The sequence below is a fragment of the Pseudomonas azotoformans genome (assembly GCF_001579805.1).
Taxonomy (GTDB): Bacteria; Pseudomonadota; Gammaproteobacteria; order Pseudomonadales; family Pseudomonadaceae; genus Aquipseudomonas; species Aquipseudomonas azotoformans_A.
Genome location: NZ_CP014546.1, coordinates 4100009 through 4121900 on the forward strand (window position 1 = coordinate 4100009; position 21892 = coordinate 4121900).

The 21892-nt window shown below is 61.9% G+C and carries 7 protein-coding genes and 1 pseudogene; 4 read left to right on the forward strand and 4 right to left on the reverse strand.

Annotation, left to right across the window (positions count from 1 at the left end; all coding sequences use genetic code 11):
- Positions 1 to 108 precede the first annotated feature (108 nt).
- A pseudogene (locus AYR47_RS33450) lies at positions 109 to 576 on the reverse strand (methyl-accepting chemotaxis protein); the annotation flags it as partial.
- Positions 577 to 847: 271 nt separating this feature from the next.
- Between AYR47_RS33450 and AYR47_RS19175 the strand changes: the two are divergent.
- Together AYR47_RS19175 and AYR47_RS19180 are read left to right on the forward strand one after the other, a co-directional pair.
- Positions 848 to 1420 (forward strand): DUF2239 family protein, encoded by a 573-nt coding sequence (locus AYR47_RS19175; RefSeq protein ID WP_051421959.1) that lies wholly within the window; start codon positions 848 to 850, stop codon positions 1418 to 1420.
- 25 nt (positions 1421 to 1445) lie between these two features.
- Positions 1446 to 2801: an MATE family efflux transporter gene (locus AYR47_RS19180; RefSeq protein ID WP_033897424.1), complete on the forward strand. Its 1356-nt coding sequence runs from the start codon at positions 1446 to 1448 to the stop codon at positions 2799 to 2801.
- On the opposite strand, the gene AYR47_RS19185 is transcribed toward AYR47_RS19180, so the two are convergent.
- Entirely contained in the window at positions 2785 to 3372 is a 588-nt protein-coding gene (locus AYR47_RS19185; protein ID WP_033897425.1) for a TetR/AcrR family transcriptional regulator, read from the reverse strand. The genes AYR47_RS19180 and AYR47_RS19185 overlap by 17 nt on opposite strands.
- Before the next feature lie 141 nt (positions 3373 to 3513).
- On the opposite strand from AYR47_RS19185, the gene AYR47_RS19190 reads away from it, so the two are divergent.
- On the forward strand, positions 3514 to 4686 hold the full coding sequence (locus AYR47_RS19190) for an MFS transporter (protein WP_033897426.1): 1173 nt from the start codon (positions 3514 to 3516) through the stop codon (positions 4684 to 4686).
- On the opposite strand, the gene AYR47_RS19195 is transcribed toward AYR47_RS19190, so the two are convergent.
- Both AYR47_RS19195 and AYR47_RS19200 read right to left on the reverse strand, forming a co-directional pair.
- Positions 4687 to 5052 carry a type II toxin-antitoxin system HicB family antitoxin gene (locus AYR47_RS19195; RefSeq protein ID WP_033897427.1) on the reverse strand — a complete coding sequence of 122 codons (366 nt, stop codon included), beginning with the start codon at positions 5050 to 5052 and terminating at the stop codon, positions 4687 to 4689.
- The gene (locus tag AYR47_RS19200; protein WP_033897428.1) at positions 5049 to 5300 is read right to left on the reverse strand and encodes a type II toxin-antitoxin system HicA family toxin; all 252 of its coding nucleotides are present in this window, start codon (positions 5298 to 5300) and stop codon (positions 5049 to 5051) included. The genes AYR47_RS19195 and AYR47_RS19200 overlap by 4 nt, the downstream gene beginning before the upstream one ends.
- A gap of 209 nt (positions 5301 to 5509) precedes the next feature.
- On the opposite strand from AYR47_RS19200, the gene AYR47_RS19205 reads away from it, so the two are divergent.
- Complete coding sequence (locus AYR47_RS19205) at positions 5510 to 21781, forward strand: non-ribosomal peptide synthetase (protein WP_061436341.1); 16272 nt, start codon at positions 5510 to 5512, stop codon at positions 21779 to 21781.
- Positions 21782 to 21892: the final 111 nt, after the last annotated feature.

A 21892-nucleotide genomic window follows, 5' to 3' on the forward strand; every position in this document is an offset into this window, starting at 1 on the left:
GGCAAAGTTACTGGCGGCGGCTTGCACCGTGTCCAGGCGTTGCTTGATCTGGGCTTCTTCGAAGTCGATCAGGGCATTCACGCGTTTGAGCCATTCGGTGTAGTGAGCCGACGACTGGGCCAGCAGCAAGTCCTGGGCGCCGGCGATGTCATTGCCGCGACGCAGGCTGATCACCCGTTCGGTGGAGGCCAGGGCCTGGGTCTCGATGGCCTTGATATCAGCCAAAAGACGGGATTCCTCGGCGCTGGCGGCGGCGTTGGCGAACAGGCGATCCATCATCACCGCAGAGTCCTGGTAATCGCGCTTGAGCTGGTCGATCTCGGCCAGGTGGCGGTTGAGCGACGGTTCATCCTTGACCAATACGGCATCGCGGATGGCGATGGCGCGGTTGTGCACGCTGCCACGGAAATTGATCGCATAGCGCTGCACCACAGCAGCTTTTTCGGACACTTCCTTGAGGGTGCTGTCGATAAAACCCACGCGCTGGATACCGACGGCGGTGATCAGCACCAGCAACGACAGGGTGGACGCAAAGCCCAGTCCGATACGCATCGCCAACGAGACAGGTTTTTTCATGGAAAGCTCGATATTCAGGGAGTTGAGAGGTGATGGCTAATAGCTATCTTCGCGGGGGAATCTATCGACCCGCCTGTCACGCGTCCAATCAGAAATTGCTGACCCTGTCATCGAGCGAATTGATGGAATAAAACCTGGATTGACACGTCATCCGATGTATTTTGCCGCTCAGCGGCAGGCAGTTGGAAGTTTCACCACAATATCGCCTTGCATGTCATAAAACTTTGGCTAATATGATCCGGGTAAAAATATTAATATCCGGGTAATAACTATGCCTACGCAAAACCTTCCTATGTGTACGGCCTTTGTTGGCCACCAGCGTGTGGCAGCGGGTTCTTACGCTGATGTCGCCGATGCGCTCGCCAGTCTTGATCATCCAGCGGGCAGCTTTCTGGTATTCGATGACGCCACCGGGCTCCAAGTCGACTTCCCCTGGCCCGCAGGCTATGCGCCTGAACAACCGGTCCAGGCCGAAGTCACGGACGAGCCTCCCGCTACGCCCTCGGTCGGGCGTCCGAAACTGGGGGTGGTCGCACGGGAGGTCACGTTATTACCGCGCCACTGGGAATGGCTGGGCCAGCAACGCGGCGGTGCCTCGGCGGCGTTGCGCCGGCTGGTGGATGAGGCTCGCGCGGCTCATGCTTCCCGTGATCAGATACGCCAGGCCAAGGAAGCCGGGTATCGCTTCATGAGCGCTATCGGCGGTGACCTGCCCGGTTTCGAAGAGGCTTCACGGGCGTTGTTTGCCTTTGATGCGGTGGACTTCTCCCGCAAGATCGCGCACTGGCCGCTGGACGTGCAAACGTACCTGGCCTGGTTGTCGCGCAACGCGTTCCCTGTCTGATCACCCTTCCTGGATCCCTACCTTCATGGACGTCACTCAACAACGGCCGTTGTGGCAGATCTACCTGATCTTTCTGGCACCGATGGTGCTGTCTAACTTCCTGCAAAGTTTTTCCGGCACCCTCAACGGCATCTATGTCGGGCAAATGCTCGGCACCCAAGCGTTGGCGGCGGTGTCGGGCATGTTCCCCATCGTGTTTTTCTTCATTGCCTTGGTGATCGGCCTGGGGGCGGGTGCCTCAGTGTTGATCGGCCAAGCCTGGGGGGCGCAGGAAACGGGGATGGTCAAGGTGATTACCGGAGCAACCTTGACGCTGGGCGCGCTGGTGGGTGTGATCGCAGCGGTGCTGGGCAGTCTGTTTGCACGTCCGGCGTTGCAGGCATTAGGCACGCCGGTTGATGTGCTGGACGATGCCGTCGGCTATGCGCAGAAGATGATGCTGATCATGCCGTTGTTGCTGGTGTTCATCCTTTACACCCAGTTGCTGCGCGGCGTCAGCGACACGATCTCGCCGTTGCTGGCGTTGATGGTGTCGACCCTGGTCGGCCTGTTGCTGACCCCTGCACTGATTGGCGGCTGGATCGGCCTGCCGCCCATGGGCATCCAGAGCGCGGTGTATGCCGGGCTGGTAGGTAATGCCTTGGCCATGCTGTTTTTGATCTTGCGCCTGCGCCACAAGCACCATGTGATGGCGCCGGATCGTGAGTTGCTTACGGCCTTGCGCCTGGACCGCGTGATTCTCGGCAAGGTCTTGCGCATCGGCTTGCCGACCGGCCTACAGATGGTGGTGCTGTCGCTGTCGGAATTGGTCATCCTTGCCCTGGTCAACGGCCACGGCTCCCAGGCCACGGCGGCGTATGGCGCGGTGACACAAATCGTTAACTACGTGCAGTTCCCGGCCTTGTCGATTGCCATCACCGCCTCGATCCTGGGTGCCCAGGCGATTGGTGCCGGGCGGTTGGAGCGTATCGGGCCGATTCTGCGCACGGGGTTGTTGATCAACCTGTGTCTCACCGGTGGCCTGATTGTATTGGGTTATGTGTTGTCCCACTGGTTGCTCGGGTTGTTCATTACCGACGATGCGGCACGGGTCAACGCTGAGCACCTGCTGCACATCATGCTGTGGAGCATCCTGGTGTTTGGCTTCCAGGCGGTGGTGGGCGGGATCATGCGGGCCAGCGGTGTGGTGCTGATGCCGGTGGTGATTTCGATTTTCTGCGTGCTGTGCGTGGAGCTGCCGATGGCTTACCTGTTCAACGCGCATTTTGGCCTGGAAGGCGTGTGGATGGCGTTCCCGGTGACCTACCTGGCCATGCTGGCCTTGCAGACCGCGTATTACCGGTTGGTGTGGCGACACAAGCAGATCAAGCGGTTGGTGTGAGGCTCAGGCCGCGCAGCAGCAGTTCAAGACCTAACAGGCCCTGTTCGAGTCGCTCGTCCGGGTGTTCATCCCGGGCGATCCACAGGGCAGTGCTGACCAGGCTGCCGTTGATCAGTTGCGCCAGCGCAAGGCTCGGGACGTGGGGGACGGCTCCAGCCTGCATCAACGCCTCAATCAGTTGGCGCAATGACTCCACGCAGTGTTGCTGGGAGCCCGTGTCACCCAGCACGGCCGGCGCATCCTGCAATACGATGCGTTGGATTTCGTCATCCTGTGCCATGCGCAAGTAGGCACGGCAACGTTCGCAAAAGCCGCTCCAGAGGTCTGAAGCTTCATCTGAGATGCGCTGTAAACGCGCGTCCATCTCGCTGTCGAGTTGGGCAACCACGGCGGCCAGCAGACCTTTCTTGTCCCCAAAGTGATGGTACAGCGCCCCTCGGGTCAGGCCGGCACGGGCGGTGAAGTCGTCCATCGATGTATTCGCGTAACCTTGTGTCGCAAAGGCCTGGCGCGCGCTGGCAATCAGCCGGGCGCGGGTGTCTTCGATCATTTCGGCACGGGCTCGGCTCATGGTAGGGCTCACAATCGACAAGGGAAAGATTGACATACGCTGCGTATGTTAAGCATGATTTATCACATACGCACCGTATGTATTTTGCCTCGATTCTTGCGGATAGCAAGTTTCGGGGCATTCATGAAGAGGTCGAGCAGGATGGCAAACCCTTACGCCGAGTTGTTCCAGGTCCCTGGCGCCCGGGCTTTTGTGCTGGCGGGCATGCTGGCGCGCATGCCGGTATCGATGACGGGGATCGGTTTGATCACCATGCTCTCGCAGGTGCATGGCGGCTATGGCCTGGCGGGCTCGGTCGCAGCGGTCTTTGCCTTGGCCACGGCGTTTTGTGCGCCGCAGGTGTCGCGGCTGGTGGACCAATACAGTCAGGGCCGAGTGCTGCCGATTGCCGCATTGATGGGCGGCGGGGCGTTGTTGATGTTGCTGCTGTGTACCCGTCTGCAAGCACCGAACTGGCTGCTCTTCCTGTTTGCCGCTCTGGCGGGTTGCATGCCCAACATGTCGGCCATGGTGCGGGCGCGCTGGACCGAGCTGTATCGGGGCCAACCCAAGCTGCAGACCGCGTTTGCCCTGGAGTCGGTACTGGACGAAGTGTGCTTCATCATCGGGCCACCGATTTCGGTGGGGTTGAGCGTGGTGCTGTTTCCGGAGGCGGGGCCTTTGGTCGCCGCGTTGTTGCTGGCGCTGGGTGTTACCACCTTTGTGTTGCAGCGTGACACCGAACCACCCGTGCATGCGCATCAGGGCCACCACGGCCGCTGGCTGATTGCTTCACCCTCGGTGCTGATCCTGATGATCCTGTTGCTGGCCATGGGCGTGATTGTCGGCGTGGTGGATGTGGTCAGCGTCGCCTTTGCCCAGCATCAGGGCCAGCCGGCGGCGGCGAGCATCGTGTTGTCGGTGTACGCTATTGGCTCATGCCTGGCAGGGCTGGCGTTCGGCACCCTGAAACTCAAGGCATCATTGCCCCGGCAGTTCCTATTCTGTGGCATGGCTACGGCGCTGACCACCTTGCCGTTGCTGTTGGTAACCAACATTCCGGGACTTGCGGTGGCCATCTTTATCTCCGGGCTGTTCTTCGCTCCAACGCTCATTGTATCCATGGCCTTGGTGGAGCAGATCGTACCCGCCAGCCGCTTGACCGAAGGCATGACCTGGCTGATCACCGGCCTCAGCATCGGCGTGGCCATTGGCGCTGCCAGTTCCGGCTGGATGATTGACCACTTAGGCGCCACCAGCGGGTTCTACGTGGCGTTGGCGGCGGGGGCGGTGGTGCTGGGGGCGGCAGTGTTGGGTTATCGGCGGTTGGGTTAATCAGCTAACCGCAGGGCATGCATCATTGCCATGATGCTGTAAAAACTCATTCAAGGCCTGGCGTGTCAGGTCATTGAGGGTCACTTTTTTGCGGGTTGCCGCCAGGGCTGCCGCCAAGTGCAAGTCATGGCCGACCCGGACATTGAAGGAACCCTTGCAGGGCTTCTCCGGGGTCTGCCCGAGGGTCTGGCAAGTGGCGAGGTAGTCATCCACCGCCTCACGAAATGCAGCGTCCAGTTCAGCGACGGTTTTCCCTTCATAGCTCACCAACGCCTTGATGAACAGAATCTTGCCGAACAGGCAGTTGTCTTCGACGCTGGCTTCGATGGAGCCGATGTAGCCCTTGTGTTTCAGTTGGTTGTTCACTGAATCAGTTCTCCTGATTTCAACTGTTCGATGATCTGGCGCCGAATGTAGTGTTTCAGTTCGTTGCCAGGGTGAGGCTTGTGCAAGGTGATCATTGCACTGGGGTCGCCGATGTCGAATTTGACCCGGCTTCCAGCCCCTTCAATCTGTGTGTAGCCCAGTCGTCGCAGCAGCGTTACGAGCTCAGGCCAGGTAAATGCCATGTGCTCATTGAGCCGTTTGGCGAGCAGCTGTTCATTTTTGGACACGGCGCTCCCTGAGTGTAACTAAATGTAGTTGCAAAAAGTGGTGTTCGTCAATGCTAGCTCGGGTTCGGGTGTCTCTGCTGAGATTGATGTAACCCTTGATGACACCTCGCTCCACGCCTTCCACTCCCCGCTAATTTTTCCCTGTCCGGTTCGTTTTATAGGGACGACGTGCCTTTGTGCTTCCCGCCTATTGTTCCGGACTCCAAGAAATGAATGCTGAAGACTCCTTGAAACTTGCTCGCCGGTTTATCGGGTTGCCCCTGGAAAAACGCCAATTGTTCCTGCAGGCCTTGCAGAAAGAAGGGGTGGATTTTTCCCGGTTTCCGATTCCGGCAGGGGTGGAGGCGGAGGATCGCCAGGCGCTGTCCTACGCGCAGCAGCGCATGTGGTTTCTGTGGCAATTGGACCCGGCCAGTGGCGCCTACAACCTGCCGGGCGCTGTACGCCTCAAAGGCACGTTGAACCTGGAAGCGATGGAGCAAGCATTTGCGAGCCTGGTCGCGCGCCACGAAACCCTGCGCACCGTGTTCCAGCAACAGGCCGATGAGCGCCTGTTGCAAGTGGCGACTGCAACGCCGTTGGCCGTCGAACAACTCGACCTGAGCCACCTGTCTCCTGCTGAGCGCGAACAAGCCGTCAACGACTCCGCGACCCGTCAATCGCTGCTGCCGTTCGATCTGGAAAGCGGCCCGTTGCTGCGCGTGCAATTGCTCACGCTCGACACGCAGGAACACGTGTTGCTGCTGACCCTGCATCACATCGTCTCCGACGGTTGGTCGATGAACGTGCTGATCGAGGAGTTCATCCGCTGCTACGACGCCCATGAGCGCAATGAAACGCCGCAACTGCCGGCCTTGCCGATCCAGTACAGCGACTACGCCCTGTGGCAACGCCGCTGGTTGGAAGCGGGTGAGCAGGCTCGACAATTGGAGTACTGGCAAGCGCGCCTGGGCGATGAGCACCCGGTGCTGGAACTGCCCACGGATCGCCCACGTCCGGCCATGCCGAGTTACCAGGGCACGCGCCATAATTTCGCGATCGAACCCACGCTGGCCGCACAACTGCGTAGCTGCGCACAAAAGCACAACGTTACCTTGTTCATGCTCTTGCTCGGTGCGTTCAACGTGCTGCTGCATCGCTATACCGGGCAGGTCGATATCCGTGTCGGCGTGCCAATCGCCAACCGCAACCGTACTGAAGTTGAAGGGCTGATCGGCTTTTTCGTCAATACCCAAGTGCTACGCACCGAGCTGACCGGGCAAACCCTTGTCACCGAATTACTGCAAAGCATCAAGGAGCACGCACTGGGCGCCCAGGCCCATCAGGAATTGCCGTTCGAGCGCCTGGTGGAAGCCCTCAAGGTAGAGCGCAGCCTCAGCCATACGCCGTTGTTCCAGGTCATGTACAACCACCAGCCGGTGGTGGCCGACATTGCGGGCGTCAGCACGGCCTCCGGCCTGGAACTGGCGCTGGTGGAGTGGCAAGGCCGCACCACTCAGTTCGACCTGACCCTCGACACCTATGAAAAATCCGGCACCCTGCACGCCGCGTTGACCTACGCCAATGACCTGTTCGACGCGGCGTCCATCGAGCGCATGGCTGGGCATTGGATCCGTCTGTTGCAGGCCATGGTGGCCGACGGTGCGCAGCGCATCGGTGAGTTGCCGATGCTGGATGCGGATGAGCAGCAAGTGCTGGTCCACAGCTGGAACCAGACCGCCGAGGCGTACCCGATCGAGCGCGGCATCCATCACCTGATCGAAGACCAGGTACAGGCCACGCCCGACGCGCCAGCGCTGGTGTTCGGCGCCACAACGCTGACCTATGCCCAGCTTGATGCTCGCGCCAACCAGCTGGCCCATGCCTTGCGCGAGAAGGGCGTAGGTCCGGACGTTCTGGTCGGGATCTGCGTTGAGCGCTCGATTGAAATGGTGGTCGGCCTGCTGGCTATCCTCAAGGCAGGTGGCGCCTACGTCCCGTTGGACCCTGAGTATCCCCAGGAACGCCTGGCCTACATGATCGAAGACAGCGGCATTCGGTTGTTGCTCAGTCAACACAGTCTGTTGCCGTTGTTGCCTGTCGAAGGCATCCAGGTGATTGCCCTGGACCAGCCCGCCAACTGGCTCGATGGCTACAGCACCGACTCGGCAAACGTCACCCTTCACGCGCTGAACCTGGCCTACGTGATCTACACCTCCGGCTCCACCGGCAAGCCCAAGGGCGCCGGCAACAGCCATCGTGCGCTGGTCAACCGCCTGTGCTGGATGCAGCAATCCTATGGCCTGGACGCCAGCGATGCGGTCCTGCAAAAAACCCCGTTCAGCTTCGATGTGTCGGTGTGGGAGTTCTTCTGGCCGCTGATGACCGGCGCACGCCTGGTGGTAGCAGCGCCCGGCGAGCATCGCGAACCGGCACGCCTGATCGAGACGATTGTGCAGCACGGCATCACCACGTTGCACTTTGTGCCGTCGATGCTCCAGGCGTTTATCCATGAGTCGGGCGTGCAGGCTTGCACGAGCCTGCGCCGCATCGTCTGCAGTGGCGAAGCCTTGCCGCTGGATGCGCAATTGCAAGTGTTTGCCAAGTTGCCCCAAGCCGGTCTGTTCAACCTGTATGGCCCAACCGAAGCCGCCATCGACGTCACCCACTGGACCTGCGTCGACGAAGGCGCCGACAGCGTGCCCATCGGCCGCCCCATCGCTAACCTCGGCACCTACGTGCTCGATGCCCAGCTCAACCCGGTTCCCGCTGGCGTCAGCGGCGAGCTGTACCTGGGCGGCACTGGCCTGGCTCGTAGTTATCATCGACGTCCGGCACTTACTGCCGAACGTTTTGTGCCCAGTCCTTTCGGTGACGGCACGCGTCTGTACCGCACGGGCGACCGCGTGCGTCAGCGCGCCAATGGCGTCATCGAATACCTCGGCCGCCTCGACCATCAGGTCAAGCTGCGTGGCCTACGTATCGAGCTGGGTGAAATCGAGACGCGCCTGATGCAACACCCCTCGGTGCGCGAGGCGGTGGTGCTGGTGCAGGGCGGCAAGCAGTTGGTGGCCTACCTGGTGCTGGAAGACCAGGCGCCGGTCGATCTCAAGGCCTGGCTGCTGAGCAGCCTGCCGGAGTACATGGTACCCACTCATATAATGTACTTGGCCAAGCTGCCGGTGACCGCCAACGGCAAGCTCGACCGCAAGGCCTTGCCGGTGCCGGATGCTGCACCACAACAGGCTTATGTCGCACCGGAAAACGACCTGCAAAAAACACTGGCGACTATCTGGAGTGACGTACTGGGCGTCGAGCAGATCGGCCTGGAAGACAACTTTTTCGAGCTGGGCGGCGATTCGATCATCTCCATCCAGGTGGTCAGCCGTGCGCGCCAGGCGGGGATTCGCCTCAGTCCAAGGGACCTGTTCCAGTACCAGAGTGTGCGCACCCTGGCGCTGGTCGCGACCCGCGAGCAAGCGGCTATCATCGACCAAGGGCCAGTCACCGGCGAAGTCATTCTCACGCCCGTGCAACAGAGCTTTTTCGAGCAGGCGATTCCAGTGCGTCAGCATTGGAACCAGTCGCTGCTGCTGACGCCACGGGAAACCCTGGAACCTGCACGGCTTGAAGCGGCTTTGACCCAACTGATCAACCACCACGACGCCCTGCGCCTGCGGTTTGTGCAACAGGCTGACGGGTGGCGGCAAACCCATGCCGAGCCCGTGACAACGGCTGAAGTGTGGCAAACCCAAGTCGCTGACGACGCTGAGTTGGCCGCACTCTGCGACGAAGCCCAGCGCAGTCTTGATCTTGAACAGGGCCCGTTGTTGCGTGCTGCCCTGGTGGCGATGGCCGACGGCTCCCAACGCTTGCTGTTGGTGGTGCATCACCTGGCGGTAGACGGCGTATCGTGGCGCATCCTGCTCGAAGACCTGCAACAGGTCTACCGCAATGCCGCATTGCCGGCCAAGACCAGCGCCTATCAACTGTGGGCGCAGCAATTGCAGGCCCATGCGTTGACGCTGGACGAGCAACTGCCGTACTGGCAGGCCCAGACCACGAGCGTCGATCTGCCGTGCGATAACCCCCAGGGCGGCCTGCAAAACCGCCTGGGCAGCAAAGTCGAAATTCGCCTGAGTAGCGAACATACCCGTCAACTGCTGCAAGACGCGCCAGCGGCCTACCGCACCCAGGTCAACGACCTGCTGCTGACTGCCCTGGCGCGTGTCATCAGCCGCTGGAGCGAACAGCCCGCCGCGCTGATCCAACTGGAAGGCCATGGACGCGAAGACCTGTTTGACACGGTTGACCTGAGCCGCACTGTCGGCTGGTTCACCAGCCTGTTCCCAGTACGCCTGCAAGCCGATGGCGAGCTGTCGGCTGCAATCAAATCGGTAAAAGAGCAACTGCGCGCCGTACCGCACAAGGGCGTCAGCTACGGCCTGCTGCGCTATCTCGGGACGCCTGACGCCCGCGAAGCCCTGTCGAACCTGGCTACGCCGCGCGTCACCTTCAACTACCTGGGCCAGTTCGACCGCCAGTTCAACGAGTCGGCGCTGTTCGTTCCGGCTACCCAAGGCAGTGGGCAGGCCCAGGATCCCGAGGCGCCGCTGGCTAACTGGCTGACGGTGGAAGGGCAGGTGTATGGCGGTGAACTGGCGCTGCAGTGGGGTTTCAGCCGTGAGATGTTCGATGTCGCGACGGTCCAGCGCCTGGCGGATGACTACGTGGCCGAACTCAAGGCCTTGATCGAGCATTGCTGCGACACGCCGGTGGGGCAAGTCACCCCTTCTGATTTTCCGTTGGCACGCCTGACCCAGTCGCAGTTGGACGCCTTGCCCATCGCCGGGCCGGCGATTGCCGATGTCTACCCGCTGTCGCCGATGCAGCAGGGTATGTTGTTCCATACGCTGTACGAGCCCGAGGCTGAGGCCTACATCAACCAGTTGCGCCTGGACATCGATGGTCTGGACTTGCTGGCATTCGGCCGTGCCTGGCAGGCCGCGCTGGACCGCCATGACATCCTGCGCAGCAGCTTCCACTGGCTCGGTCTGGAAAGCGCCCACCAGGTGATCCAACGCCAGGTGGATGTGCAGTTGCAAGTCATCGAAGACATCGAAGCCGATTTCGATGCGCTCGCCGCTGCCGAGCGCGGGAAAGGCTTTGCGCTGAATGCGGCGCCGCTGTTTCGCCTGATGCTGGTGCGAGGTGCCGGCACTGCCTGGCATCTGATCTTCACCAGCCACCACATCCTCATGGACGGCTGGAGTAACGCCCAGTTGCTCGGCGAAGTCATCGCTCACTACGCCGGGCAACAGGTGCCGGCGCCGCAGGGGCAGTTCCGTGATTACCTGGGGTGGTTGCAGCAGCAAGCCTCAGGTGAAGCGTTCTGGAAAACCAGCCTGGCACCGTTGCAAACGCCGACCTTGCTGGCCCAGGCGCTGCGTGTACCGACCGACGGCAAGGGAATGGCCGATCATCATGTGGTGCTGGAGGGCGATTTCACGCAGGCCCTCGGTGAGTTTGCCCGCCGCCAGAAAGTCACCCTCAACACTGTGCTGCAAGGCGCTTGGAGCCTGTTGTTGCAACGCTATACCGGGCAAGACTGCGTGGCCTTTGGCGCCACTGTCGCAGGACGCTCGGCGCCATTGCCGGGGATTGAGCAACAACTGGGCCTGTTCATCAACACGCTGCCCATCGTCAGCACAGCCTCGCCCGTGCAGTCGGTGGCCGGCTGGTTGAGCGAACTGCAAGCGCTCAACCTGAGCCTGCGCGACCACGAACATGTGCCGCTGTATGACATCCAGGGCTGGGCGGGGCAGCAGGGCAGTGCGCTGTTCGACACCTTGCTGGTATTCGAAAACTTCCCGGTGGCCGAAGCCTTGAAACAAGGCGCGCCAGCCGGCCTGGTGTTCGGCCGCCTGCACAACCATGAACAGACCCACTATCCGCTGACCCTGGGGATCGAACTGGGCGCCAGCCTGCGCCTGGAGTTTGGCTATGACCAAGCGCGTTTCAGCGCACAGCAGGTCGCTCGGCTGAGTGGCAACCTGCAACACCTGCTGGTTCAGATGCTCACGGATGCCCAGGTATCGCTTGGCAATCTGCGTCTGCTCGACGACGTTGCCCAGCGCGACATGCTCGCCCTCAGCCAGTCGCCGGGTGCCGCACAAAATGACCTGCGCGTGCACGAACGTATCGCCGCCCAGGCCGCCGCCACGCCGGAGGCGCTGGCGGTACAAGCTGGCGATGCACGCTTGAGCTATGCACAGCTCAATGCTCACGCCAACCGTCTGGCCCATCGCCTGTTGGCGCTGGGCGTTGGGCCTGGCCAACGCGTCGGCCTGGCCGCTCGACGCGGTCCGCAATTGATTGTCAGCTTGCTCGCCGTGCTCAAAAGCGGCGCCGCCTATGTGCCGCTCGACCCGAGCTACCCGGTGGATCGCCTGACCTACATGCTGTCGGACAGCCGCCTCGATCTGCTGCTCAGCGAGGTCGGTTTGCTCGCGGACCTGACACTGCCTCAAGGGCTGGCGCGTGTGGACTTCACCGCCTCCGGCACAGAGTTGGCAGACTACCCGTCGACCAATCCACTCAATCACACAAGCGCCGCTGACCTTGCGTATGTGATCTACACCTCCGGCTCCACTGGCCAGCCCAAGGGTGTGGCCATCGATCATGCCGCCCTCGGTCAATTCTGCGACAGCGCAGAGGCCTACAGCCGCTTGAGTGCTGCGGACCGCGTGCTGCAATTCGCGACCTTCAGCTTCGACGGCTTCGTCGAGCAATGCTACCCACCCCTGTGTGTCGGCGCTGCGTTGATCATGCGCGGCGATGAACTGTGGGACGCCGGGCAATTGGCTCGGGAAATCGTCGAGCAAGGCGTGACCCTGGCGGATTTGCCAGCCGCTTACTGGTACTTGCTCGCCAAGGAATGTGCTGTCGACTCACGCAGCCTGGGCAACCTGCGCCAGGTGCATGTGGGCGGCGAGGCAATGTCGGTGGAAGGGCTGCGCGCCTGGCACGCCGCTGGCCTGGGCGACGTGCGCCTGGTCAATACCTACGGGCCTACCGAGGCGACCGTGGTGTCCAGCGTGCACGACTGCCAGTTAGCGGACGCCAGCGATGCGTTTGGCGTGCCGATTGGCCGGGCGATCCAGGGGCGCTCCTTGTATGTGCTGGACAGCGGTTTCGACCTGTTGGCAACAGAGGGCGTTGGCGAATTGTGCATCGGCGCCGAACACGGCTTGGCCCAGCGCTATTTCGACCGTCCGGCGCTGACTGCTGAACGCTTCCTGCCGGACCCATTTTCCGCCGTGCCGGGTTCGCGTCTCTACCGCAGCGGCGACCTGGCCCGTTACAACGCGGCGGGTGCGCTTGAGTACGTCGGACGCATCGATCATCAAGTGAAGATCCGTGGTTTCCGCGTGGAGATGGGCGAAATCGAAGCCAGCCTGCAAGCCGTGCCGCAGTTGCGCGAAGCCGCCGTCATCGCGCAGTCAAGTGCGACGGGCACGCAATTGGTGGCGTACGTGGTGCCCGTCAATGGGCAGTCCCTGGACTTGCCCGCATTGGCAGCCACCTTGCGCCAGTCCCTGCCGGACTACATGGTGCCGGGGCATTGGGTCACCCTCGATGCGCTGCCATTGAACAACAACGGCAAGCTCGACCGTCGCGCGCTGCCGGCGCCCGACCTGAGTCAAGCGCGCCAGGCCTATGCAGCCCCGCAAAATGCCCTGCAAATGCAACTGGCCACCATCTGGCAAGCCGTGTTGCAGGTGGAGCAGGTGGGGCTCCATGATCACTTCTTCGAGCGTGGCGGCCATTCATTGCTCGCCACCCAAGTGGTCTCGCGGGTGCGCCATGACCTCAAGCTGGAAGTGCCTTTGCGCACGCTGTTCGAACAGCCGACGCTGGAAGCGTTCGCAGCTGCTTGCGCAGGGTTGCAGGCCACCACGGCACTGCCGCTTGTGGCGGTGACACGTGACCAGCCGCTGGCGCTGTCGTTTGCCCAGGAGCGTCAATGGTTCCTCTGGCAACTGGACCCGACCAGTGCGGCTTACCATGTTCCCAGCGCCCTGCGCCTCAAGGGGCTAGTGGACAAGGCTGCGTTGCAGAAGGCGTTTGATGCCCTGGTCGTGCGCCACGAAAGCCTGCGCACCCACTTCCACCAGGATGCGGAGCGCACGGTGCAAGTCATCAGTGCGTGTACACGCATCGAACTGGTGTCGGCCGACACTGACGAAGCGAGCCTTAAAGCCGAAGTTGAAGCGCGTATCGCTCAGCCATTTGACCTGCGCCAGGGCCCATTGATGCGGGTCAGCCTGTTGCGCCTGGCCCCGGACGAGCATGTGCTGGTGATCGTGCAGCATCACATTATTTCCGATGGCTGGTCGATGCAGGTCATGGTTGACGAACTGGTGCAGCTTTACACCGCCTACAGCCAAGGGCAGACGTTGCAATTACCGGCCATGTCGATCCAGTACGCCGACTATGCGCAGTGGCAGCGCACATGGATGGAGGCGGGGGAGAAGGCCCGCCAGCTTGACTACTGGTGCAAGGTGCTCGGCGGCGAGCAACCGGTGCTGGAGTTGCCGTTCGACCACCAGCGTCCGGCAGTGCCGACCCATCGCGGCGCACGCCTGAACATTGCGTTGCCGGCCACGCTGGTCGACAGCCTCAAGGCCCTGGCCCAGCGCGAAGGTGTGACCCTGTTCATGGTGCTACTGGCTTCGTACCAGGCGTTGTTGCATCGCTACAGCGGCCAGCAGGACATTCGCGTCGGGGTGCCGATTGCCAACCGTAACCGCGTTGAAACCGAGCGGCTGATCGGCTTCTTCGTCAATACCCAGGTGCTCAAGGCTGATGTCGACGGGCAGACCACCGTTCGCCAGCTACTGACCCAGGTCAAACAACGCGCGCTGGAAGCCCAGGCGCATCAGGACCTGCCGTTCGAGCAACTGGTCGAGGCCCTGCAACCCGAGCGCAGCCTGAGCTTGAGTCCCTTGTTCCAGGTTGCGTTCAACCACCACATCAGCCAGGCTGGCGAGCATTTGCAGCGCCTGGCGCAGCTGGACATGAGCCCGGTGAGCTGGGATGAAACAGCCGCGCATTTCGATCTGATCCTGGATATCGAGGAGTCCGGGAACCAGCTCGGCGCATCGCTGAGTTATGCCACCGATCTGTTTGCCCCGGCGACCATCGCGCGCATGGCCGGCCATTGGCAGAACCTGTTGCAGGCGATGGTTGCTGATCAACAACAGTCCATCAGCCAATTGAACCTGCTGGGCCAGGATGAGCAGCAGCACATTCTGCAACTGTGGAACCAGACTGATGCCGGCTTCTCGGCCAAGCGTCTTGTGCATGAGTTGGTGGCTGACCGCGCCAGGGAAAACCCCGATGCGGTCGCCGTGAAATTCGACGCGCGAACCCTGAGCTATGGCGAGCTGGACCGCCAGGCCAACCGCCTGGCCCATGCGCTGATCGCCCGTGGCGTCGGTCCGGAAGTGCGGGTGGCCATCGCCATGCCGCGCAGTGCCGAAATCATGGTGGCGTTCCTGGCGGTGATGAAAGCCGGTGGCGTGTATGTGCCGCTGGACGTGGAATACCCGCGTGACCGCCTGCTGTACATGATGCAGGACAGCCGTGCGAAGCTGTTGCTGACCCATAGCAGCGCGTTGCAGCAACTGCCGATTCCCGAAGGACTGGGCACATTGGCGATTGATCGCACCGAGGGCTGGGCGGATTACCGCGACACTGCACCGGACGTGAAGCTGGACGGCGATAACCTGGCTTACGTGATCTACACCTCGGGTTCGACCGGTATGCCTAAGGGCGTGGCGGTGTCCCACGGTCCGTTGGTGGCGCACATCATCGCCACTGGCGAGCGTTATGAAACCAGCCCGTCTGACTGCGAACTGCACTTCATGTCGTTCGCCTTCGACGGCTCCCACGAAGGCTGGATGCACCCGTTGATCAACGGCGCCAGCGTGTTGATCCGTGACGACAGCCTGTGGCTGCCGGAATACACCTACGAACAGATGCACCGTCACAACGTGACCATGGCGGTGTTCCCGCCGGTTTACCTGCAACAGTTGGCCGAGCATGCCGAGCGTGACGGCAACCCACCGAAGGTGCGTGTGTACTGCTTTGGCGGTGACGCGGTCGCCCAGGCCAGCTACGACCTGGCGTGGCGCGCGCTGAAACCGACCTACCTGTTCAACGGCTACGGCCCGACCGAAACCGTGGTCACGCCATTGCTGTGGAAGGCACGCCAGGGCGATCCGTGCGGCGCGGTTTATGCCCCAATCGGCACCCTGTTGGGCAACCGCAGCGGCTACGTACTCGACTCGCAACTCAATCTTCAACCTGTCGGCGTGGCCGGCGAGTTGTATCTGGGCGGCGAGGGCGTGGCTCGTGGGTATCTTGAGCGTCCGGCACTGACGGCAGAACGCTTTGTACCGGACCCGTTCGGCAAGCCGGGTAGCCGCGTGTATCGCAGCGGCGACCTGACCCGTGGCCGCCCGGATGGTGTGGTGGATTACCTCGGTCGTGTCGACCACCAGGTAAAAATCCGCGGTTTCCGTATCGAACTGGGCGAGATCGAAGCGCGCCTGCGCGAACAGGACAACGTCGGCGAAACCGTGGTGGTCGCCCAGGAAGGTCCGACCGGTAAACAACTGGTGGCCTACGTGGTGCCGGCCAATGCTGGCCCTGCCAACGAAACCGAGTTCCGCGAAACCCTGCGCCGCGCCTTGAAAACCCGTCTGCCCGACTACATGGTGCCGACGTACTTCATGTTCCTGGCGCAAATGCCGCTGACGCCCAATGGCAAGCTCGACCGCAAAGGCTTGCCGCAACCGGACGCAAGCCTGTTGCAACAAGCCTACGTGGCGCCGCAAAGCGAGCTGGAACAACAGCTCGCCGCCATCTGGGCCGACGTGCTGCGCTTGCCGCAGGTGGGCTTGAACGACAACTTCTTCGAGCTGGGCGGCGATTCGATCATCTCGATCCAGGTGGTCAGCCGTGCACGGCAAGCGGGCATCCGGTTCACGCCCAAGGACCTGTTCCAGCACCAGACCGTACAGAGCCTGGCCGGCGTCGCGCGCCAGGGTGTCGAAGGCTTGACCATCAGCCAGGCCGCCTTGAGTGGCGAGACGTTGCTGTTGCCGATCCAGCAAGCCTTCTTCGCCGATGAGATTGCCGAACGTCACCACTGGAACCAATCGGTGGTGCTGCAGCCCCACGAACACCTCGATGCCGCGACATTGACCCAGGCCTTGCAAGCGTTGCTGGTGCACCACGATGCGTTGCGCTCGCGGTTTGTTGAAGGCGCGCAGGGCTGGCAGGGTCTGTTCCGTGCGGCCGAGCACCATCAGGCCGATACTGTGTTGTGGCAAAGCACGCTGCACGGTGTTGAAGCACTCACGGCATTGGCCGAGGAGGCGCAACGCAGCCTTGATCTCGACCAGGGCCCGCTGATGCGCGCCGTGCTGGTTCAATTGGACGATGGTTCGCAGCGCTTGCTGCTGGTTATCCATCACTTGGTCGTCGATGGCGTGTCGTGGCGGATTCTCTTGGAGGATTTGCAAACGGCCTACCGCCAACTCGCCGCAGGCACCCCAGTGGCATTGCCTGCCAAGACCAGTTCCACCCGCGACTGGGCGCAACGTCTTCAGCAATACGCCCAAGGCGAGGCACTGACCCAGGAGCTGGCGTGGTGGCAAGCACAATTGCACGGCGCCGAGGCCGACCTGCCAAGCGCCAAGCCAGGAGCGAGCCTGAGCAATCGCCATATCGGCAGCGCAACCACGCACCTGGACGGCAGCCATACCCGTCGCCTGCTGCAGGACGCCCCGGCAGCCTATCGCACTCAAATCAACGACCTGTTACTGACGGCGCTGGCGCGGGTGATCGGGCGCTGGACCGGCCACGATTCGACCCTGATCCGCTTGGAAGGGCATGGCCGCGAAGACCTGTTCGAGGACATCGACCTGACACGTACGGTCGGTTGGTTCACCAGCCTCTACCCGGTAAAACTCACCCCGGCTTCGACCCTGGCGGATTCATTGAAGGGCATCAAGGAGCAGCTGCGCGCGATTCCCGACAAGGGCATCGGTTTTGGTGCCCTGCGTTACCTGGGCCAGCCCGATGTGCGTGACGCATTGGCACGCCTGCCGCAACCGCGCATCACCTTCAACTACCTAGGCCAGTTCGATACCAGTTTTGATGGCAATGAACAGCAGGGCTTGTTTGCGCCTTCTGGTGATGCCGCCGGCAGCGACCAGAGCCCGGATGCATCGCTGGGCAACTGGCTGGAAATCAACGGCCAGGTGTATGGCGGTGAGCTGAACCTGAACTGGAGCTTCAGCCAGCAGATGTTCGATTCGGCGAGCATCCAGCAACTGGCGGATGACTACGCGCAAGAGCTCAAGGCGCTGATCGGGCATTGCTGCCAGCCTGAACACTCCGGCGCCACCCCATCGGACTTCCCACTGGCCCGCTTGAGCCAGGTTCAGTTGGATGGCCTGGCCTTGCCGTTGAGCCAGGTCGACGATATTTACCCGCTGTCGCCGATGCAGCAGGGCATGCTGTTCCAATCCCTGTTCGGCCAGGGCTCGGGCGACTACATCAACCAGATGCGCGTTGACGTGCAAGGGCTGGATGTGGCGCGTTTCCAGGCGGCCTGGCAGGTCGCCCTGGGGCACCACGACATCCTGCGCACCGGGTTCCTCTGGCAGACCGAGCTGGAGCAGCCGTTGCAGGTGGTCTACAAGGCGGCCCAGGTGCCTTTGGTCGAGCACGATTGGCAGCAGCGTGAAGACCTCGGTGAAGCGCTCGATGCTTTGGCGCAAACCCTTCGTGCAGATGGCTTCGTGCTTGAGCAGGCGCCTTTGCTGAGCCTGGTCGTGGTGCGTACCAGCATCGACAGCCATCACCTTATTTACACCAACCACCACATTCTGATGGATGGCTGGAGTGCTTCGCAGCTGTTTGGCGAGGTGCTGCAACAATACGCCGGCGAATCGCTACGCGCGCCGAACGGACGCTATCGCGATTACATCGGCTGGTTGCAGGCACAGGATCCGCTCACCAGCGAGACCTTCTGGAAAGCCCAGCTCGCGGGCTTGCAGACGCCAACGCGACTGTCCCGTGGGCTCGCCCGCGAACAGGACGTGTCCGAGGTCAATGGCATTCACCGGCTGACCCTGGAGCAGACGGTAACCGAACAACTCAAAGCGTTTGCCCAGCGCCACAAGGTGACGCTCAATACCCTGGTGCAAAGCGCCTGGCTGTTGCTGTTGCAACGTCATACCGGCCTGGACACCGTCGCCTTTGGTGCCACGGTGGCGGGACGCCCGGCCGAATTGCCGGGTATCGAACAGCAGGTGGGTTTGTTCATCAACACGCTGCCAGTGGTGGCCACGCCGAGCCCGCAGTTGAGCGTGAATGATTGGTTGCAGCAGGTGCAGGCACAAAACCTGCGCCTGCGTGAACAGGAGCACACGCCGCTGTTCGAGATCCAGCGCTGGGCAGGGCTGGGCGGCGAGGCGTTGTTCGACAGCATCCTGGTATTCGAGAACTACCCTGTGTCCGAGGCTTTAGAGCAGGGATCCCCGACGGGCCTGCGTTTCGGCACGATGGACAGCCTGGAACAGACCCACTATCCGCTGACCGTACTGCTGGCCATGGGTGATCGCCTGGCGATGGAGTTCAACTACGATCACGCCGCGTTCGAAACGCAGGACGTCGTTAACCTGTCGGCGCATTTCCAGCAGTTGCTGCTGGCGTTGACGCTGCCGCAGGTTGAGCGCCTGGCAGACCTGCCGTCGTTGCCCGCTGCTCAGCACCAGTTGATTGTCGAGGACTGGAACGCGACAACGCGGGATTATCCATTGCACCGTGGCGTGCACCAGATGATCGAAGACCAGGTGGCCTTGGCGCCAGACGCACCGGCCCTGGTGTTTGGTGCGCAGCACCTGAGCTATGCCGAGCTGAACCGTCGCGCCAACCGCCTGGCTCATCGATTGATCGCCGCCGGCGTAGGGCCGGACGTGCTGGTGGGCCTGGCCGTAGAGCGATCCATCGAAATGGTGGTGGGCCTGCTGGCAGTGCTCAAGGCCGGTGGTGCCTATGTGCCGCTGGATCCGGAATACCCGCGTGAACGCCTGGCCTATATGCTCGATGACAGTGGCGTGAAGCTGCTGTTGACCCAGGCGCATCTGCTGGAGCAGTTGCCGATCCCGGAGGGTTTGAGCAGCCTGGTGCTGGGCGAAACAGGGTTCGAAGGCTATAGCGACGCCAACCCGGGCATCATCCTGGACGGCGAGAACCTTGCCTATGTGATCTACACCTCAGGCTCCACCGGCCAGCCCAAAGGCGCCGGCAATCGACATTCGGCCCTGGCTAACAGGCTCCACTGGATGCAAGAAGCCTACAGCCTGGACGCCGGCGACAGCGTACTGCAAAAGACCCCGTTCAGCTTCGACGTGTCGGTGTGGGAGTTCTTCTGGCCGCTGATGACCGGCTCGCGCCTGGTGGTTGCAGCGCCTGGGGATCACCGTGATCCGGCCAAGTTGATCGACCTGATCAATCAAGAGCAGATCACCACGCTGCATTTTGTGCCATCGATGCTGCAGGCGTTCCTGCAGGACTCGAAGGTGTCTACCTGCGCCAGCCTGCAGCGCATTGTCTGCAGTGGTGAAGCGTTGCCGGTGGACGCTCAGCAACAAGTGTTCGCCAAGCTGCCGCACGCCAGTCTTTACAACCTGTACGGGCCGACTGAAGCCGCTATCGACGTGACCCACTGGACTTGCGTAGAGGAGGGCTGCGATGCGGTGCCTATCGGTAAGCCGATTGCCAACCTGGGCTGCTACATCCTCGACAGCAACTTCGAGCCGGTACCGGTGGGTGTACTGGGCGAGTTGTACCTGGGTGGCATCGGCCTGGCCCGTGGTTACCATCGCCGCCCGGCACTCACCGCCGAACGCTTTATTGCGCATCCATTCGTAAGCGGCGAACGCCTGTACCGCACCGGCGACCTGGCGCGTTACCGCGACGACGGCGTGATCGAGTACGCCGGGCGTATCGACCATCAGGTCAAGTTGCGCGGCCTACGCATCGAGTTGGGCGAAATCGAAGCACGCCTGCTGGAACACGAGTGGGTGCGTGAGGCTGCCGTGCTGGCGGTGGACGGCAAGTTCCTGGTGGGCTACCTGGTGCTGCAAAACGCGGGTGACGATTGGCGCGATGTGCTGGGCGCCCACCTGGCTCAACAGCTGCCGGACTACATGGTGCCGGCGCAGTGGGTCGTACTCGACCAGATGCCGTTGAGCCCCAATGGCAAATTGGATCGCAAGGCCTTGCCAAGGCCTGATGCGGTCCAGCACGCCCAGGCTTACCTGGCACCGCAAAGCCCGTTGGAGAAACAGCTGGCAGCGATCTGGAGGGATGTGTTGGGTGTCGAAAAAGTCGGCCTGCGCGATAATTTCTTCGAACTGGGTGGGCACTCTTTGTTGATATTGATGCTTAAGGAGCGCATCAAAAACGCCTGCGGCACCAACTTGTCGGTGACCCAGTTGATGCTCAACCCTACGGTGCAAGGGCAAGTCGATTGCCTGCTGGGCAGCGCACGCCGTTCGCTGATTGTGCCGCTCAACAGCGTGGAATCGGGGACGCCGTTGTTCCTGTTCCATCCCAGCTATGGCTCGGTGCATTGCTACAAGGCCGTCGCCCTGGCGCTCAGGGAACAGCGTCCGGTGCTGGGCGTTATCTGTCGGGCGCTGACAGAAGAGGGTGGGACGGTGCCTGCCTGGGCCACTATGGTCGAGGACTACACCGAGCAATTGTTGGTCGCTCATCCGCAAGGTGCGTTCCGCCTGGCCGGTTGGTCGCTTGGGGGCAACTTGGCACTGGACGTGGCCTATCGCCTGGAGCAGGCGGGGAGGGAGGTAGAGTGCGTCGGCCTGGTCGACACGCCGCCGCCGCATGACGTGACAGCATTCTGGAAGGAAGACGATAACGCCGATGATCGACACTTGTCCGACGTTGAGCAGCGGGCTGAGTTGCTCGGCGTGATGTTCCCGGCCCAGGCCCTGCAGATCCAAACAGCCTGGCAGGAGGCCCAAGCGTGCGAGCAAGATCAAGTGCGGCAATGGGCACGACTGGATGCCTGGGCTGAGCACACCTTGGGTGAGGCCTACCTGACGCTAAAGCGCGAACTGCTGGAAGGTTCCGAGGCGCAGGTGTCCTGGGACGTCAAGCGCGAACTGGATCAGCGGCTGCAAGAGGCCCGATACTCGGCGATCACTGCACCGGTACTGTGCTGGTGGGCGGCGCAGAGCAAGGGTGGGCAGCACCGCGAGCTGATCGAGTCGAGCCTGCGGGCAGTGCTGGGGCAGATGGCAATCGAGCATTCGGTCGTGATCGACACTACCCATGAGCGGATCGTGGACAACGCCGAATTTGTCAGCAGTTTCCTGGATGTGATGGGCAGATAAACGGAGGACGAAAAGCCCCCGGTCGCGTCAGTGGCCGGGGGCTTTTTTATGGGTGATTCCTGCGGGGATGCATAATCATTTGTACGCGATGGGCACGCGCCCATAAAAAAG